Source organism: Rhizobium sp. ZW T2_16 (genome assembly GCF_044987325.1).
In the GTDB taxonomy this organism is placed as follows: Bacteria; Pseudomonadota; Alphaproteobacteria; order Rhizobiales; family Rhizobiaceae; genus Neorhizobium; species Neorhizobium cellulosilyticum.
This window is the reverse complement of sequence record NZ_JBJDRG010000001.1, coordinates 568350-584413: the sequence shown is the minus strand read 5'-3', so window position 1 is coordinate 584413 and position 16064 is coordinate 568350. Positions and strand designations below refer to the sequence as shown.

Below are 16064 nucleotides of genomic sequence, written 5' to 3'. Positions count from 1 at the left end.
TTTTAATCCGGCCGCTCGTCCTCCGCGTGAAAGGAAGGCAGAGTGCCTTCCGCTCTGCTGGAGGAGAAGATCATGACACGTTACCTGGTCGCCATTCACCACCCCGACGATTACGATCCCGCCGCCCTGGAAGACGAGGCGATGCATCGCGATATTGATGTGCTCAATGAAGAGATGGTTGCGGCCGGCATCCGGTTGTTCGTCGGCGGCCTCCATCCGGTCGCTGTTGCGAAATCGTTGAAAGCCAGGCCAGGCGGCAAGGTCGAAATCACCGATGGGCCTTATCTGAAGACACGCGAACATGTCGGCGGCTTCTGGGTGCTTGAAGCGGCCGACATGGATGAAGCGCTCGAATGGGGACGCAAGGCGGCTATCGCCTGCAGGGCGCCGGTCGAGGTGCGCGCGTTTCATTGACGCGGAGACGGTCAGCCATCGGTGGAGATCGTCACTGCCTTCCACTCGTCGATCTCCTGCTGCAGGCGGGTGATGCGCTCGGAGACAAATTTCAGCGCATCGCTGCCAAGCAGCAATTGCGGTGGCGGTGCATCGGACTGGATCAGGGTGAGGATACCGGCGGCAAGCTTGGCCGGGTCGCCCAGTTGCCTGCCGCTTTTTTCCTGTCGGGCCTGGCGGATCGGGTCGAACAGCGCGTCATAGTCATCAATCGACCTCTCGGTGCGGATCATCGAGCGACCGGCCCAGTCGGTACGGAATGAGCCGGGGCAGAGTGTCGTGACATGCACGCCGAATGGCGCCATTTCCGCACGCATGACTTCCGAAATGCCCTGAAGAGCGAACTTGCTGCCGCAATAATAACCTATGCCGGGCATGGTGATCATGCCGCCCATGGAGGTGACGTTGACGATGAAACCGCGGCGTCTCTGACGGAAGCGCGGCAGGAAGGCTTTGGCGACGGCGACTGCGCCGAAGACGTTGACGTCGAACTGGTGCCGCATCTCTTCAATCGGCGATTCCTCCAGCACGCCTTCGTGGCCGTAACCGGCATTGTTGATGAGAACATCCACGGGGCCGTGATCTTTTTCAGCCTGTTCGACGATCATGGGTATGCGGTCGAAATCGGTGACATCGCAGAGCGTGGTGTGAATGCCCGGCAGTTGCGCGACGAGGCTCGCTCGCGATGCTTCGGATCGGACGGTGCCGATGACGGTGTGGCCTGCGGCGCGGGCGGCGGCTGCAATGGCAAGGCCGAAACCCGAATTAGCTCCAGTGATGAAGAATATCCTGTTCGTCATGGGATGTGTCCTCGATTGTTCGTGGACTTGGCAAATAATAGGGTGGGCTGATATATTCGACGGCGATTTCTCTGAGAAAATTGTCAATTCCTATGAATAAGCATGTGGGTACCACCGGCAGACGGAGATTGGTCGAGCTTGCCGAAAGGCTGGCGCCGCGCCATGGCTACAATGCCACGAGACTTGCAGGCGTCAGGCTGCTGCGCAGTGAAGCCGTGCTTGAGGACGTGCCGGTACTCTATCGGCCCGGAGCGGTGTTCGTGTTGCAGGGACGCAAGCAGGGGGTGCTCGATGATCAGGTCTACCTGTATGACGAGGAGCATTATCTTGCCGTCTCGATGCCGGTTCCGTTCAGGATGCGGTCGATTGCCAGCAGCGAGCGTCCGCTTCTGGCCGTTTATGTCGAGTTCGACATGGCGCTTGCCGCAGAAATCGCGGCGCAGGTCACGGCGCATGGCAATATCGGGGCAAGCCGGCCGCGAAGCCTGATCTCAAGCCGGATGGATGCCGGCATCGCGGACGTGTTGTTGAGGTTGCTGACGGCGCTTGGAGATCCTGTAGAGGCTGCCGTTCTGGGGAGCGGCATTCTTCGCGAGCTTCATTACCGCGTGCTTGTCGGCCCGCAGGGCGGCGCGATGATCGCTGCTCTGCAGCAGGACGGGGCAGCAGGACGCGTTGTCCGAAGCCTCAAATTTCTCAGGGAGAACTACGGCGCAGGCATCTCTGTCGTAGACCTGGCGAGCAATGCCGGGATGAGCGTGCCGTCCTACCATAGCCATTTCAAGGAGCTGACCGGGAGCAGCCCGATACAATATGTCAAGGCGATGCGGTTGCACGAGGCGAGGCTGATGATTGCGCGCCGCGGCAAGATCACCGACGTGGCCACATCGGTCGGATACGCGAGCACCTCGCAATTTGCGAGAGATTTCCGGCGACATTTCGGGCGCACCGCGTCTGAGGAAATGAAGTGGGTTCGCCATCATCTGGGTGAGGTGGAGTAAGGACGATTGCCTATGTGAGCATCGGCCAGGTATCGGAAAGCTTGTAGCCGCCGGGGAAGGGGTCGGAGGGATCGAGCATCAGTTGAGAGGTGCCGCTTATCCAGGCACGGCCGGTGATCGAGGGGATGATGGCCTTGTTCCCGGCGATTTCCGTTTCCCTGACGATCTTTCCGACGAAGCGTGTGCCGATGATCGAGATGCCGGTAAAGGTTTCGCCTTCCTTCATCTGGCCGCGTGCGTGAAGCAGGGCCATGCGTGCCGAGACGGCAGTGCCGGTCGGAGAGCGGTCGATCTTGCCGGGCTGGATGGCGACAACGGATTTCGCGGTAAGCTGGCCGTCCTCATGGTAGGCCTTGCCGGCGAAAAGGCAGAAGGAGATGTGGTTCCAGCCGGTGTCTTCCGGATGCGAAAAGCCCAGCTGCCGGTTTGCCTCATTGGTGATCCTGATGCCGGTTTCGGCGATCAGCCGGGCATTTTCTGGAATGAGATCGATGCCGATCTCATCGGGATCCACGACAACAAAACTGTCGCCGCCATAAGCGGTATCGACCGTGATGGTTCCGAGGCCCGGGACGTCGAGCGATGCGTCGAGCTTCTGGGCGAAACTCTTGACGTTGGTGACGGTGATGCGCTCGGCCTTGCCGTTTGCGCATTCGGCCTCGACCTCGACCAAGCCGGCTGGCGCTTCCAAAACCATTTTCGTAATGGGTTCGGTCATCGGGATGATGCCGCTGTCGAGCAGGACGGTTGCGACGCAGATGGAGTTCGAGCCGGACATGGGCGGCGTGTCTTCCGGCTCCATGATGATCCAGCCCATCTGGGCTTTAGGGTTCTTTGGCGGCACGAGAAGGTTGACGTGGCGAAAGACGCCGCCGCGCGGTTCGTTGAGAACGAAATTCCGCAAGGTCTGGTCTTTTGCGATAAAGCGCGACTGTTCCCAGACCGTATCGCCCGGAGGCGGCGCCACGCCGCCGACGATGACATCACCGACTTCGCCTTCTGCGTGACAGGTGACGATGTGGATGATTTTGGATGAACGCATTGCTTTGTCCTTGGAGATGTCGGGTCGCTTTTCGGAAGAGCTTTGCTTGACGGCGCCGCACTTTCCGCATTCGCAAATATGCTAACCAGCAATTGCTGGTGCGACAACGCATGGAGGATTTGCATGGACCGGTTCGTGGTGATTTCCGGATGTTCGGGTGGGGGAAAGTCCACGCTTCTGGCGGAGCTCGGTGCTCGTGGATTTTCCGTGGTGGAGGAGCCGGGACGGCGGATCGTAAGGCAGGAAATGCAAGGCGAGGGGAGAGCGCTGCCCTGGGTGGATCTTGCTGCCTTTGCGCGGCTGGCGATCGATATGGCGGTTGCCGACAGGCGGGCTGCTGCCGGGAATACAGGCTGGACGTTTTTCGATCGCGGGCTGATCGATGCCGCCGTCGCATTGGAACAGGTGACCGGAGAGCCTATGGCCGAGCGATGGAATGAGATCCATCCGTATCATCCGGCGGTTTTCATGACGCCGCCATGGCCGGAAATTTATGAAGGAGATGCCGAGCGGCAGCATTCGCTGGATGATGCGGTTGCGGAATATGAACGCCTTGCCGCAGCTTATCCCAAACTCGGCTATAAGGTGATGGTCCTGCCGAAGGTCTCTGTTGTCGAGCGTGCCGATTTCGTCCTTTCCGCTCTCGGTTGAGCGGCGCTATTTCTTCTTCGGCTTGAAGTCGATGATCAGCGATTTGAGTTCGACTTCCCGGACGCGATATGCGGCTTCACTGGGTGAAAGCCAGACAATCTCACGCTGGCCACGTTCCTTGAAATCCTTTTCCACCTCCGCCACTTCGACCTGAAAAACGTCGACCACACAGGGCGCAACATCGCCATTGTCCAGCCATTTGAGATAGGTGTAGCGGCCAACCGGCTTTTTTCGCGCTCGCCCGCGCACACCTGCTTCCTGCCAGGCTTCGATCTCTGCCGCCTCATGCGGTTGTTTCTTCTTCATCGGCCAGCCCTTGGGAATTACCCAACGGCCGCTGTCCCGCGACGTGATGACAAGGATCTCGATGGCGTTGCCATCACCCGCCCAGCGAAAGCAGAGCGCGCCGTATTGCTGGCGAAACTCACCGCTGAAAAGCTTCTCCGGCATCTGTGCGAGTTGCTGCAACAGTGTCCGCGGCTTCGGGCTCTGTTTGGTGTTTTGCGACTTCTTGTCTTTGGTGACAGGTTTCATGCCCGTTTAAATGCCGATTTTTGCGGTTGATTCCAGCCGTCCGATGGCTTTTATGACAGTTTTGTGACGGCCCTGATGTTGGTGCCGCAGCAGGGATTATTGCCATGATGAGTATTTTCCGGAAGTTGATGCCGCGCGAAGACAAGTTCTTCGACATGTTTTCCGAACATTCGCGGACCGTCGTAGAGGCGGCCGAGGCGCTGGGCGAGCTTCTCAACGGAAAGGATGTCGATGCGAATTGCGAGCGTATCGTCATGCTCGAGGATCGTGCGGACGATATTACGCGCGACGTTCTGCTTGCAGTCCGTCGCAGCTTCATCACGCCATTCGATCGCGGTGACATCAAGGATCTCATTCAGTCGATGGATGATGCGATCGACATGATGCACAAGACGGTGAAGACCATTCGACTGTTCGAGCAGTCCGAATTCGATCCCCTGATGCGGCAGATGGGCGAAGAGGTCGTCAAGGCGGCGCATCTGGTTGCGGAAGCCATCCCGCTGCTCGACAAGCTCGGCGCCAATGCGCAGCGGCTCAGCGCCATTGCAGAAGAGGTGATGCGTGTCGAAGGCCGCTCAGACGATCTGCATGACCAGGGGCTGAAGGATCTGTTCCAGCGGCACGGTGCTTCCGGCAATGCCATGGCCTACATGATCGGCAGCGAGATCTACGGCGAACTCGAAAAGGTTGTCGACCGCTTCGAGGATGTTGCCAATGAAATCAGCGGTATCGTGATCGAGAACGTCTGATGGACCTGACACTTGCCTTTCCGCTGCTGGTCGGACTGATCGGCATTGCGCTGTTTTTCGATTTTCTCAATGGCCTGCATGATGCGGCGAACTCGATCGCGACGATCGTTTCGACGCGGGTGTTGAGGCCGCAATACGCCGTTGCCTGGGCGGCCTTCTTCAATTTCATCGCCTTCATGTTCTTCGGCCTGCATGTGGCCGAAACGCTTGGAACCGGCATCATCGATCCGGGCATCGTCTCGCCTGTGGTCATCTTTGCGGCGCTGATGGGGGCGATCATCTGGAATATCGTCACCTGGATTTTCGGCATTCCCTCCAGTTCCTCCCATGCACTGGTCGGCGGGTTGATCGGCGCCGGGATCGCCAAGGTGGGCGTTTCCTCGATCGTCTGGAGCGGCTTTCTGAAAACTGCCGGGGCGATTTTCATGTCGCCGGCAATCGGGTTCTTTCTGGCGCTGGTTCTGGTGCTTGCCGTGTCATGGGCCTTTGTGCGTCAGACACCGTTTGCCGTCGACCGTACCTTCCGCATCATGCAGTTCATTTCGGCCTCGCTTTATTCGCTCGGCCATGGCGGCAATGATGCGCAGAAGACGATGGGCATCATCGCGGTGCTTCTGTTCAGCCAGGGCTATCTCGGGTCCGAGTTCTACGTGCCTTTCTGGGTGGTCATCACCTGCCAGTCGGCCATGGCGCTCGGCACGCTGTTCGGCGGCTGGAAGATCGTTCACACGATGGGATCGAAAATCACGCGGCTCAACCCGATGCAGGGGTTTTGCGCCGAGACGGGAGGGGCGCTGACGTTGTTCGGTGCGACATGGCTCGGCATTCCGGTTTCGACCACGCACACGATCACCGGCGCGATCGTCGGTGTCGGGGCGGCTCGGCGCGTATCTGCGGTACGCTGGGGGCTTGCCGGCAATATCGTGATTGCCTGGATCGTGACCATGCCGGCTGCCGCCCTGATCTCGTATCTGACCTATCAGGTCGTGGATCTGTTCGCTTAAACCTCGCGAGGCGATCGCAAATATCTGTGGTTATCCGGCGGCCTGTCTTTCGCTTGCCGCCGGAGGGTAAGAAAACGCCAGCCATGGCCAAGCTCTATTTCCATTACGCGACGATGAACGCCGGCAAGTCGACGATGCTCTTGCAGGCCTCCTACAATTATCGGGAACGCGGCATGCGCACGGTGATCTTTATCGCTGCGCTGGATGAGCGAGCCGGCAAGGGTAAGGTCGCTTCACGCATAGGGCTTTCTTCCGAAGCTATCCCCTTTGGCCAGAACGATGATCTTTTTACGGCCATCGCTGACATGCACACTCAGGAACCGATTGCCTGCGTTTTCGTCGACGAGGCACAGTTTCTTTCGGCAGAGCAGGTATGGCAACTGGCGCGGGTCTCGGACCGGGTCGGTATTCCCGTCATGGCCTATGGTTTGCGCACCGATTTTCAGGGCAAGCTGTTTCCGGGGTCGTATGAACTGCTGGCGATTGCCGACGAGTTGCGGGAAGTCCGAACCATTTGCCATTGTGGCCGCAAGGCGACGATGGTCGTCAGGGTGGACGGGGCAGGCGAGGTGATCCGCGAGGGCGCTCAGGTCGAGGTGGGCGGCAATGAGAAATACGTTTCACTTTGCCGGCGGCATTGGGAAGAAAAGATGCGCTGCGACTAAGCCCTCGGCGCCAGCCCCCTAAAAAAACGGGGAGGCTTCGTTCTATTGACCAATGTCAAAGCGCCAAAGTCCTGCAGCGGTAAAACGCACTCATCGCGGTCGTGCCGCGGACCCTCGCAGGAGAATTCGATGATCAGAACGATACTGAAGACCGCCACGCTGGCTGCTGGCGCGGTTCTGCTGGCCTTGCCGGCACTGTCCGCCGAAATCGAGATCAAGATGCTCAACAAGGGCTCTGACGGTCAGGCAATGGTCTTCGAACCGGCCGCCGTGAAGGCCGCTCCGGGCGATACGATCAAGTTTGTCTCTGTCGACAAGGGGCACGATGCGGCTTCCATGCCAGGTCTGGTTCCGGAAGGTGTGGCCGATATCAAGGGCAAGATCAGCCAAGATCTGGTTGTGACCGTCGATCAGGCCGGGGCCTATGTCTTCAAGTGCACGCCACATTTCGGCATGGGCATGATTGCGCTCGTTGTCGTCGGTGACGCACCATCCAACATTGACGCAGTCAAGGCCGCCAAGATGCCGAAGAAGGCAAAGGAACGCCTCGACGCCGAGATTGCAAAGCTCGGTCTCTGAGCTTGCCGTTTTTCAAACCAGAACTTTTCATCACCTAAGCATTACCCTTTTTATCACCTAGTTATTATTGCAGGGCCGCTGTCGTCAAAATGCGCAGCGGCCCTATTTCTTTCTCCGGGTAGGGAGGAAGAGATGAAGGTAGAGAGTTCCACTCGCTTCGAGGACACGGTGGCCGAAATTCGCGCCGGTCTGAAAGCTGTCGTTGAAGCCGGCACGCATTTGCTGGCAGTGATCCCCGGGCCGATGAGCACGCCGCGGCTGCTGCAAGGCGACGCTTTTGACGAACTTGGCGCGCGACGCTTGGCACTGCTTATGCTGCAGAAAAGCGTCTATCCCGAACTCGCTGCACATGTGGCAGAGATCGGCGCTGCCGTCGACGAGCAGCGGGCAATTTTCAACGACAGGGAAACCCCGCTGGCGAGTGACCTGTTTCTCGGCTTGTTTTCCAGAAAGGCAATGCGCCGCCGGATCGAAAGGCGAGCAGCGAGAGCCGGTGGGGTCGAGCGGTTGCGGACGATCCTTGGCCGGGCGGACAGGCTGGCGGGGCTTGTCGAGACGCATCGCCAGACCGTGATCGGCCAGCGGATAGCGGCTGAAGACGCGCTGACAATGCTCGCAGCTTTCAAGGTGAGTGACGTGGCGGGAGTGTCAGCGAGGCTCGGCGAAGGGAATGAAGGCGCAAGCGAATACGGTCCGGCTTTCGAAAGCATGATTGGCCTGGTCGATCCGGTTTCGCGTGCCTTTAATAGCGGTGTGCGTGATCTGAACCTGCTTTTGCAGAAGCTTGGCTTCGATATCGAGAACCTTCTCGATCTCTATTCGGTCATGCTTTCCTTCGATGGCGAAAGGGAAGCGCATAGCCTTTCGCCTGATGCCTATCCGCACCTTTCCAGGCCGGTCTGGCGCCTCGGAAACGGTCTTTTGCCGGGCGCGAGGCTCGATCGCAGCCGGCAGAGGACCGATATCGCATTTGCCAAGCGTTTCGAGGATGCCTGAAATATCGGCTGTGAAGCCTTCAGAAACGGGAGTGCGACGTTATCCCTTTCGAATTTGTTCCAGTCCTGCCTATGGCAAGTGTTGTACTCGATGGATCGGCATCATATGTCAGCGATGACCGATCGGCTTCCAGGAGGACTAGATGCGCGACCAGATCACCGGATTCTTCAAAGGCGTGGCTGCTGCCATCGGGCGTGGCGTCCGGATATTGGTCGCGTGGTTGATTTGGCCGCTGATGGCGGCGCATGGCTGGTATCGGGGACGCCGTCTCTGGGTGAAGGGTCCGATTGCGATCTTCGCAGTGCTGCTCGTTGCCTTATACGGTTATTTCATCTGGCAGACGCAGGTCTGGCGCGGCTTCGATCCGAATTTCGTTGACACCTATCGATGGAACGAGCGCAACATGCCTGCCGGCCAGGAGTTGCCTGTACCCGGTGTCGAGGCTCAAGCGCAGGCGCAGACTGCCGGCACGTCCGGTATAGCTGCCGCCAAGCAATGCCAGACATCCGCTATCGCGGATGCGGCGGCCGATCTTACCGACATGAACGTCAACCAGAATGCGTGGATATCCTCCATGCTTCTCTACCGTCTCGGCTTTTTCGGGATGGACTGGGACCATACGCCTTTCCTCGATAACAAGGCGTCGTTCCAGCGCGGCGTGAACCAGGCCGTGCGCCGCACCTCGGTGGAGCTGGTCGATACGCTGGCGCGGATGCGGGGAACTTCTGGCGTCAATACCAATCTTCAGGATGCGCGCAGCAATCTGCAGTTCGACGAATATTCCTGGTATTTCGGATTGAGCCCGTTTGGCCCGAAGACGCCGACGCCGAGCTATTATCGGGCGGCGATCAACAGCCTGCACAAGTTCAACACCGAGCTGGGCAACTGCTCGGCAACATTCGACAGCCGCGCCGACAATCTCGTGCAGTTCATTGACCGTGTGGCGAACGATCTCGGCGGCACGTCTGCCATCCTTCGCGAGCGTTCGGAAAACTATAACGGCGGTTGGTTCGACACGCGGGCGGATGACCGTTTCTGGTTCGCCTATGGGCAGATTTACGGCTATTATGCAATTCTGTCTGCTGCCGGCGCTGATTTCTCGCAGGTCATTCGCGAGCGTAATCTCGCTCCGTTGTGGACCGACATGCTGAAACAGATGCAGGCAGCGCTGCGCATCCAGCCGGCCATCATTTCAAACGGTGCCGAAGATGGCTGGATCATGCCGACCCATCTTGCGGTGATGGGCTTTTATACCTTACGGGTCCGCTCCAATCTGGTGGAGATCCGGCTTGTGCTCGACCGCTAAAGCTTGTCGCGAATCTTCCAGATTCGCTTGTCATGGTTTCGCTCTTTGCGTTTACCGCATGTCTTTATCCCGAAAGCGGTGACCACTTTCGGGAGACATGCTGCAAATCAAGGTTGTCAGCCCTTGAGAAGATCTTCGTCGGGGATGAAACCGATCGTCGTACTTGCCTGTGGGAAGAGTTCGTATGTCATGCCGATGACGTCACCCTGTCCCGCACCGTCTGCGCGGAATTTTCCGACGCTGCGGACGAACTTGAAGTTCGTGGGGCCTGTCTTTACCCGATAGAGATTGTGGAAGGTCAGTTGCGAAGCGCTCGCGCGCTCAAAAGTTTCCATCATCACCGTCAGGTCATCGGGATGGATGGCCGCACTGAGCCTGACAAGATCAAGTGGTCCGTCGCAATGTGTAATTCCGAAAATCTGGCAGTATTCGATCGTGCCGAATAGATGGCCGCTGTCGACGTTGAAGCGCCAGAAGCCGCAGAGGCGAAACGAGCCGACAAGTTCCAGAACTTCCCTATCGCTCAAGCCGACAAGCTGGTGTTGGGCCTCGTAAGGTTTGCGCGAATGCTCGATCCAGGATGCCAATTTCAGTTTTTCTCCAGCCGGGGCTGCTTTGATCTATGCAATAAGCCTAAGTCTGAGAGCCTTCGCTACAAGCTGGGTGCGGTTGACACAATCGAGTTTTTTGATGGCGTTGGTCATGTAGGCGTTTACCGTGTGATCGGACAAGGTGAGTATTTGGCCGATCTCGACCGAGGTCTTGCCCTGAGCTGTCCAGCGCACCACTTCGAGTTCGCGAACTGTGAGGGGAGAGGGCGTTGCCTTGCGTTCGTTGCGCCTGATCTTTTCGAACATGTCGAACGAATGCAGGGTGATCATGCCGATCTCGTTGAGCTCGACCTGGGTGAGGCGAGGGCGGGCGCCATCAAAGCGCATGATGAAGCGCTCGCCTTCAAGCGAATGAAGTGTCATTGCGACACTGGTGATCAATCCGTAGCGCCGCTGAAGATCTTCGATAGCGCTGTCGACAGGGAAGGGACGAGATTGAAGCGGATCCCCAATAGACCAGCAGAACGGTAACTTCGACTGGATGATGATATCGGCAAGAGCGCATTTTTCGAGCAGGCGCTTGCGGTCGAATTCCGCAAAATACGGCTCAGGAATGCTGCTTTGCACAATCATACGAGACAGCAGCTTTTCGTCGGGATTATTCAGCGACAGCAATGTGATGTGCTGCAAACTGAATTCATGCGTAACCCGTCGCAAGGCCAAGAATAGACCTTCTTGCGAATGGGCCGCAGATATCTCGCTGCTCAGCACCGACTGCCGTTCGTGAGTTATCATCAGTTTTTCGGGTTCAAAGGAGCTATGTTATTGTTAATAAATATACTACTTACGTTTAATAGCCAGCGGAAAGTCGTCTAAATCCCACCAGTTAACAACTTTTATGACATGTGGTCATGTTGTTTATTTGATTTCAGTCACTTATGGGCAAATGCCGCGCACGGCAAAATAAGCTCGCGGCCGCTTTTCTTAACGTAAAGCCGGAAAGCTGCGCTTCGCCGAGTGTTCTGAAGCGATGGCTTGCTGCAATGCATCGAGCATTCTGCATGAGGTGTGGAAGGCATCACGCAAGAAGCCGATGCCCGTGGCCAAGGGATCAATGCGGTCCCACGTCAACCTAGCCGCCCGCGGAAGCAATCGCATTGATCGCCTCCGGGATCGTGAGCGTGGAGTAAACCCGATTTCTTCCATTTGCCTTTGCCAGATAAAGAAGCTGGTCGGCTGCATTGAGCTGGTTCTCAAAGGTTTCACCCGGCTCGAATTCGACGACGCCGATGGATATTGTCGCTGATATGGAACGGTTACCGACCTCGATCACACGCTCTTCGATCCTTTTGCGCAGTTCTTCGCAGAAGGAGTGTGCCTGAAACGCGTCCAGCTGGCTCAGGCATATGGCGAATTCCTCGCCGCCGATGCGGGCAGGCATGTGCTTTGCCGGAATGCACATGTCAGCCATGACGAGCGAAATCGCCTGCAAGACGGCGTCGCCGGCATCATGGCCGTAGGTGTCGTTCACGGTCTTGAAGTGGTCGATATCGAGAAGGGCGATCGAGCCTTGCGTGGCGTCTCTGCCATGCTGGCGCATGGTCGAGAAGAAATGGCGCCGGTTGGCGAGGCCGGTGAGATAATCCTGTTCCGCCAGGCGCCGGAGATGATTGAGCTGTGTCAGTGTCTCGACATTGTTGTCGATGCGGCATTTGAGCTCTTCATGGACGAAAGGCCGATAGATGAAATCCGACGCTCCGGCTTTCAGGAAGCTCGCAGACAGAAGCCGATCCGACGAGGACGAAATGCCGATGATGCGCAACTGTTCGGAATTACGCGTCTGGCGAATACGGCGGGTCAGCTCGTATCCGTCCATGTCTGCCATGTGGTGGTCGGTGATGACGAGATCGATCGTCTCGTCGCTCGTCAGAATTTCAAGTGCCTGCCTGCCCGAGCGCGCTTCCAGAACGTGGAAATTCTGACGGCTGAGGATTTCGACGAGTTCCGAACGGGCGGCGCGGGCGTCATCGACAACAAGTATCTTATGGGCGCTGTTGGCAAGGATACGGCTGACGGTCTGCACAACCTTGTCTACCGTTTTTGTGCCGTCCTTGACGATATAGTCGACGATCTTTTTCCTGGTGCAGCGCTCCCTTGTGTCCGCATCGAACATTGCCGTGAAGACGATTGTCGGGATTTCCTCTTGCAGCAACATGTCGAGGATTTCGCCATTGGGGGCATCGGGGAGGTTGAGGCCGGTCAGGGCAAGCAGGAACGTGCCTTCGGCGATGTTCTTGCGGGCCGCCGAGAGGGAGCCGCAGCGTGTGACGGTGGCCCCTGTTTCCTCTTCCAGTCTTTGGGTGAGCAAGGTCGAGAGCGCGACGGAATCCTCGACGAGAAGTATCCTTTCCCCCTGCTTCAATCGCAGCCCGTTAATGGAAAGCAAATTCTCGCGGCCAACCGTCATGTCTTTCTCCAGTGCAGTCTATGCATCGGATAAGCGACATGGATTACGAATCAATTATTCAGTTCGAGACTTTGCTCCTGCGGCGGTACTTCTGCCCGTGGCGAAAGGCCGCGAAAGTACATTAAAGATGCGCTTCGTGCTTGCCTTCGTTCTTGTCGGCCTTGGTGGCGGCCATGATCCGTTCCAGCCAGCCGAGCATAACGGCGGAGACGACGAAGGCAAGATGGATGATCGTATACCACATCAGCTGCCCATCGGTGTATTGAGCGGCATTGAGAAAGATCTGCAACAGGTGGATCGAGGAGATCGCGACGATCGAGGATGCGACCTTGATCTTGAGGCTACCGGCATCGAGCTTACCGAGGAAGGAAACGTCCGCTTCAGCCTCATCGAAGCGGCTGACGAAGTTCTCGTAACCCGAAATCATCACCATGACGATAAGACTTGCGACGAGCGCTGCGTCGATAAGGCCGAGCATGGCGAGGATCATTTCGGCTTCACCAAGCGTGAAGACGTTCTGGGCGACCTTCCAGAACTTGAAGGCGAAGGAAAGCGCATAGACTGCCAGCGCGGCGACCAGGCCCATGTAAAAGACGACCAGCAGCCAGCGGCTTGAGAGGATGATCTTCTCGACCAGCAGTTCCAGCGATTTCATCAAGTGCGCTCCGGCTTAATCAGGGGTGCTTCACATAATAGGCCGGAGGTAGTTCCGGCAAGACCGGATACGCCGTGCTTTGTTGCATTTTAATCACTTGGAGTGGATCACAGAAACATGATTCATAGAGTCATGTTTTAATAATTGACAACGATAGTCATGTTTTCTAATGGCATGAATAAGGCAGATTTCAGCTGCCCGCCACATTTTCGACAGATTTTAAATTGGTCCGCCGTTTCCATCGTGCTTTCGTGCGAGGGGTGATGACGTGCGGCCATATAAAGGGATAGCTATGGCCAGCCGGCGTCTTCGATCGATCCTTACCACCTGCACTGCTCTCGCGCTGCTTTCGATGGCTGCAGAAGCATCGGCGCAGCAGGCCGCGACCACGGAGCAGAACGGGACAACATTGAGGCCTATCACGCTTAAGGGAAAGCGCGTGAAGGCAGGGGATCCTGCTGAAAGCAACCCGTTGGCAAGCACGACTACGGCGGATGATATTGCGAAGAGGGATATAGGCAGCCTCAAGGATCTGGGTAACACGACAGAGCCTGGCGTAGACTTTGCCGAAGCCCGACCCGGTAAGCCTGGCGGCCTGTTCATCCGCGGTCTCGGCGGTCCCCGTGTCGTCACCCTCGTCGACAATATTCCGATCGCCTATTTCGAAAACTTCGCTCGTGCAGCCCAGGCGACTAGCACATTGAGCAGCAGTAGTGCGAACTTCGATTTCTCCGCATTGTCCAGCGTTGATGTCATCCGTGGCGCTGATTCCAGTCGCATTGGTTCTGGTGCGCTTGGTGGAGCGCTATCGCTTCACACACTTGAACCCGAGGATCTGATCGGTCCAGAAAAGGACTGGGGCGGTCTCGCCAAGGCGACGTATTCTGGCGATGACAGAAGCATCGGTGGATCCATTGCTGTTGCAAAGAAGATCGAGAACACCTCCATCTTGTTCCAGGGAGCGTACAAGCGCGGTCATGAATTGGACAACAAAGGGGAGAGCAATGTATTTGGTTCTGCACGAACCAAGCCCAATCCCGCGGACGTCAATCAAAGCAACCTGATGGTGAAATTGCGCCAGGATCTCGAGGGCGGCCATCGTATCGGCATAACGGCCGAGCGCTATCTCTCGAAGACCGATACGGACCTGAAGACGCTTTGGGGGACCTATATGCCCAGAGAGTATGCGGGTGACGACGATCGTGAGCGCGATCGCGTGTCAATCGACTACGAATATGAAGCTACTGCTGCTGACGCCCTGATTGATCGTGCCAACCTCTCCGTTTATTGGCAGCGCACGGCGCAGATGTCTCGTTCGGGAGATCAGCGCGCTAACGGAAGCACGTACATTCGTAAAGATTCCATGCAGAACAATGCCTACGGTATTGTCGGCGGTGCAGAGAGCAATTTTGATAGTGGTGGTCTCAACCATACGCTTCGGTTCGGAGGCGCAGCTTCCATCTCCTATTTTGATCAATATCTCTATGCCAATACCGGCGGATCCTCTTCCGCCTCGCAGTCTGACATTCCTGAAGTTACTGGTAAGCATATCGGCCTTTATGCAGAAGACGAGATTGCCTTCGGCGATGGCAGCTTCAAGCTGACACCCGGTATCCGCTTCGATGCTTTCCGGTATGATCCGAAGGGATCGACCAACAGCAACCCTGCCTATGATACGTTCGGCACTCCCGGCAGCAATGATGGTGCGCGCTTCTCGCCGAAGTTGCTGGCGACTTACGATCTGAGCCCAGAGGTTCAACTTTTTGCTCAGTGGTCGATGGCCTACCGGGCGCCTACAATGAACGAACTCTACCTGAACTTTTCGAATGCCAGCTTTGGCTACGCCGTTTTGGGGAATCCAGATCTAAAGCCTGAGATCAGCAACGGGTTTGAAGCCGGAGCCACCTACCAGTCGGGTGACCTTACCGGCAAGCTTACTGTGTTCCATAACAGGTATAAGAATTTCATCGAGCAGCAGACAGAACCCAATACGGCAAATCCGGCATTTCCCGGTGGCTCTGGTACCTATTTCATCTACCGAAACGTGCCGAATGTGCGCATTACCGGTATTGAAGCGAAGGCGAGAAAGGATTTTGCGAATGGTTTCTTCGGAACAGCATCTCTGGCCTACGCCTATGGCGTTGATGTTGACACAAACGATCTCATTCGAACCGTCGCGCCTTTCAAGTCCGTTGTCAGCTTTGGTTATGCCAGCGAAACATGGGGTAGCGAGCTGACGGGGATCTTTGCGGCTGGAATGCGTGATGACGGCGACAGCGCCACCTTCGATGCGCCGGGATATGGCGTCGCCAACCTGACTGCATGGTGGGAGCCGGAGCAGACGAACGGTCTCCGTATCCAGGCCGGTGTCTACAACCTCTTCGACAAGAAATATTGGAATGCCGTCGGTGTACGCGACGTCAATCCTGGATCTTCGTCATCGACCAATCAGCCCGTGGATTTTTATACTGAAGCCGGCCGATCGTTCAAAATCTCTCTGACCCAGCGGTTCTAACAGCCGTTTTTTCAAAATCTCCAGTCGAGGGCGGTGCGAGTGATCGTATCGCCCTTTTTCTTTTGGATCGGCGGTTGACGCCGAAAACCGGCTATT

Annotated in this window: 17 protein-coding genes; 10 read left to right on the top strand and 7 right to left on the bottom strand. The window is 57.0% G+C overall.

Features of this window, described 5'->3' with window-relative positions; translation table 11 throughout:
- Positions 1 to 72 precede the first annotated feature (72 nt).
- Positions 73 to 414, top strand: a complete 342-nt coding sequence (locus ACI3K0_RS02770) for a YciI family protein (protein ID WP_183821344.1) — start codon at positions 73 to 75, stop codon at positions 412 to 414.
- Positions 415 to 425: 11 nt separating this feature from the next.
- On the opposite strand, the gene ACI3K0_RS02765 is transcribed toward ACI3K0_RS02770, so the two are convergent.
- Positions 426 to 1253 (bottom strand): oxidoreductase, encoded by an 828-nt coding sequence (locus ACI3K0_RS02765; protein WP_183821345.1) that lies wholly within the window; start codon positions 1251 to 1253, stop codon positions 426 to 428.
- A gap of 92 nt (positions 1254 to 1345) precedes the next feature.
- Between ACI3K0_RS02765 and ACI3K0_RS02760 the strand changes: the two genes are divergently transcribed.
- A complete protein-coding gene (locus ACI3K0_RS02760) occupies positions 1346 to 2254 on the top strand; it encodes an AraC family transcriptional regulator N-terminal domain-containing protein (protein ID WP_404944867.1) in 909 nt (302 codons plus the stop codon).
- A gap of 10 nt (positions 2255 to 2264) precedes the next feature.
- Here ACI3K0_RS02760 and ACI3K0_RS02755 read toward each other — a convergent pair whose 3' ends face one another.
- Positions 2265 to 3296, bottom strand: a complete 1032-nt coding sequence (locus ACI3K0_RS02755; protein ID WP_183821347.1) for a trans-3-hydroxy-L-proline dehydratase — start codon at positions 3294 to 3296, stop codon at positions 2265 to 2267.
- A gap of 123 nt (positions 3297 to 3419) precedes the next feature.
- Here ACI3K0_RS02755 and ACI3K0_RS02750 point away from each other — a divergent pair, with 123 nt between their 5' ends.
- A complete protein-coding gene (locus ACI3K0_RS02750) occupies positions 3420 to 3947 on the top strand; it encodes an AAA family ATPase (RefSeq protein WP_183821348.1) in 528 nt (175 codons plus the stop codon).
- Between the two features lie 6 nt (positions 3948 to 3953).
- Here ACI3K0_RS02750 and ACI3K0_RS02745 read toward each other — a convergent pair whose 3' ends face one another.
- Positions 3954 to 4481 (bottom strand): NUDIX hydrolase, encoded by a 528-nt coding sequence (locus ACI3K0_RS02745; RefSeq protein WP_183821349.1) that lies wholly within the window; start codon positions 4479 to 4481, stop codon positions 3954 to 3956.
- 104 nt (positions 4482 to 4585) lie between these two features.
- Between ACI3K0_RS02745 and ACI3K0_RS02740 the strand changes: the two genes are divergently transcribed.
- The 6 genes from ACI3K0_RS02740 to ACI3K0_RS02715 all read left to right on the top strand — a co-directional run bounded on the left by ACI3K0_RS02740 (position 4586) and on the right by ACI3K0_RS02715 (position 9780).
- The gene (locus ACI3K0_RS02740) at positions 4586 to 5230 is read left to right on the top strand and encodes a DUF47 domain-containing protein (RefSeq protein ID WP_183821350.1); all 645 of its coding nucleotides are present in this window, start codon (positions 4586 to 4588) and stop codon (positions 5228 to 5230) included.
- Positions 5230 to 6234: an inorganic phosphate transporter gene (locus ACI3K0_RS02735; RefSeq protein WP_183821351.1), complete on the top strand. Its 1005-nt coding sequence runs from the start codon at positions 5230 to 5232 to the stop codon at positions 6232 to 6234. The genes ACI3K0_RS02740 and ACI3K0_RS02735 overlap by 1 nt, the downstream gene beginning before the upstream one ends.
- Positions 6235 to 6317: 83 nt before the next feature.
- On the top strand, positions 6318 to 6899 hold the full coding sequence (locus ACI3K0_RS02730; RefSeq protein WP_148145645.1) for a thymidine kinase: 582 nt from the start codon (positions 6318 to 6320) through the stop codon (positions 6897 to 6899).
- A gap of 129 nt (positions 6900 to 7028) precedes the next feature.
- Complete coding sequence (locus ACI3K0_RS02725; protein ID WP_148145644.1) at positions 7029 to 7478, top strand: pseudoazurin; 450 nt, start codon at positions 7029 to 7031, stop codon at positions 7476 to 7478.
- Positions 7479 to 7610: 132 nt separating this feature from the next.
- A complete protein-coding gene (locus ACI3K0_RS02720; RefSeq protein ID WP_183821352.1) occupies positions 7611 to 8474 on the top strand; it encodes a hypothetical protein in 864 nt (287 codons plus the stop codon).
- A gap of 142 nt (positions 8475 to 8616) precedes the next feature.
- On the top strand, positions 8617 to 9780 hold the full coding sequence (locus ACI3K0_RS02715; protein WP_148145642.1) for a DUF2333 family protein: 1164 nt from the start codon (positions 8617 to 8619) through the stop codon (positions 9778 to 9780).
- Positions 9781 to 9896: 116 nt separating this feature from the next.
- On the opposite strand, the gene ACI3K0_RS02710 is transcribed toward ACI3K0_RS02715, so the two are convergent.
- From ACI3K0_RS02710 to ACI3K0_RS02695, 4 genes are all read right to left on the bottom strand, one after another.
- Positions 9897 to 10367, bottom strand: a complete 471-nt coding sequence (locus tag ACI3K0_RS02710; RefSeq protein ID WP_183821353.1) for a diguanylate cyclase — start codon at positions 10365 to 10367, stop codon at positions 9897 to 9899.
- A 33-nt stretch (positions 10368 to 10400) separates the two neighbouring features.
- Positions 10401 to 11102: a LuxR C-terminal-related transcriptional regulator gene (locus ACI3K0_RS02705; protein ID WP_343062206.1), complete on the bottom strand. Its 702-nt coding sequence runs from the start codon at positions 11100 to 11102 to the stop codon at positions 10401 to 10403.
- A 361-nt stretch (positions 11103 to 11463) separates the two neighbouring features.
- Complete coding sequence (locus ACI3K0_RS02700; RefSeq protein WP_183821354.1) at positions 11464 to 12798, bottom strand: diguanylate cyclase; 1335 nt, start codon at positions 12796 to 12798, stop codon at positions 11464 to 11466.
- Between the two features lie 121 nt (positions 12799 to 12919).
- A complete protein-coding gene (locus tag ACI3K0_RS02695; protein ID WP_183685211.1) occupies positions 12920 to 13453 on the bottom strand; it encodes a TIGR00645 family protein in 534 nt (177 codons plus the stop codon).
- Positions 13454 to 13745: 292 nt separating this feature from the next.
- On the opposite strand from ACI3K0_RS02695, the gene ACI3K0_RS02690 reads away from it, so the two are divergent.
- Positions 13746 to 15968 carry a TonB-dependent hemoglobin/transferrin/lactoferrin family receptor gene (locus tag ACI3K0_RS02690; RefSeq protein WP_404944866.1) on the top strand — a complete coding sequence of 741 codons (2223 nt, stop codon included), beginning with the start codon at positions 13746 to 13748 and terminating at the stop codon, positions 15966 to 15968.
- Positions 15969 to 16064 lie beyond the last annotated feature (96 nt).

Bases quoted from the DNA above. Each gene is read 5' to 3' on its own strand.
- ACI3K0_RS02755 (WP_183821347.1), bottom strand. From the start codon at position 3,296: ATGCGTTCATCCAAAATCATCCACATCGTCACCTGTCACGCAGAAGGC.
- ACI3K0_RS02690 (WP_404944866.1), top strand. From the start codon at position 13,746: ATGGCCAGCCGGCGTCTTCGATCGATCCTTACCACCTGCACTGCTCTC.
- ACI3K0_RS02695 (WP_183685211.1), bottom strand. From the start codon at position 13,453: ATGAAATCGCTGGAACTGCTGGTCGAGAAGATCATCCTCTCAAGCCGC.
- ACI3K0_RS02730 (WP_148145645.1), top strand. From the start codon at position 6,318: ATGGCCAAGCTCTATTTCCATTACGCGACGATGAACGCCGGCAAGTCG.
- ACI3K0_RS02745 (WP_183821349.1), bottom strand. From the start codon at position 4,481: ATGAAACCTGTCACCAAAGACAAGAAGTCGCAAAACACCAAACAGAGC.
- ACI3K0_RS02750 (WP_183821348.1), top strand. From the start codon at position 3,420: ATGGACCGGTTCGTGGTGATTTCCGGATGTTCGGGTGGGGGAAAGTCC.
- ACI3K0_RS02735 (WP_183821351.1), top strand. From the start codon at position 5,230: ATGGACCTGACACTTGCCTTTCCGCTGCTGGTCGGACTGATCGGCATT.
- ACI3K0_RS02740 (WP_183821350.1), top strand. From the start codon at position 4,586: ATGATGAGTATTTTCCGGAAGTTGATGCCGCGCGAAGACAAGTTCTTC.
- ACI3K0_RS02725 (WP_148145644.1), top strand. From the start codon at position 7,029: ATGATCAGAACGATACTGAAGACCGCCACGCTGGCTGCTGGCGCGGTT.
- ACI3K0_RS02715 (WP_148145642.1), top strand. From the start codon at position 8,617: ATGCGCGACCAGATCACCGGATTCTTCAAAGGCGTGGCTGCTGCCATC.
- ACI3K0_RS02760 (WP_404944867.1), top strand. From the start codon at position 1,346: ATGAATAAGCATGTGGGTACCACCGGCAGACGGAGATTGGTCGAGCTT.
- ACI3K0_RS02765 (WP_183821345.1), bottom strand. From the start codon at position 1,253: ATGACGAACAGGATATTCTTCATCACTGGAGCTAATTCGGGTTTCGGC.
- ACI3K0_RS02770 (WP_183821344.1), top strand. From the start codon at position 73: ATGACACGTTACCTGGTCGCCATTCACCACCCCGACGATTACGATCCC.
- ACI3K0_RS02720 (WP_183821352.1), top strand. From the start codon at position 7,611: ATGAAGGTAGAGAGTTCCACTCGCTTCGAGGACACGGTGGCCGAAATT.
- ACI3K0_RS02700 (WP_183821354.1), bottom strand. From the start codon at position 12,798: ATGACGGTTGGCCGCGAGAATTTGCTTTCCATTAACGGGCTGCGATTG.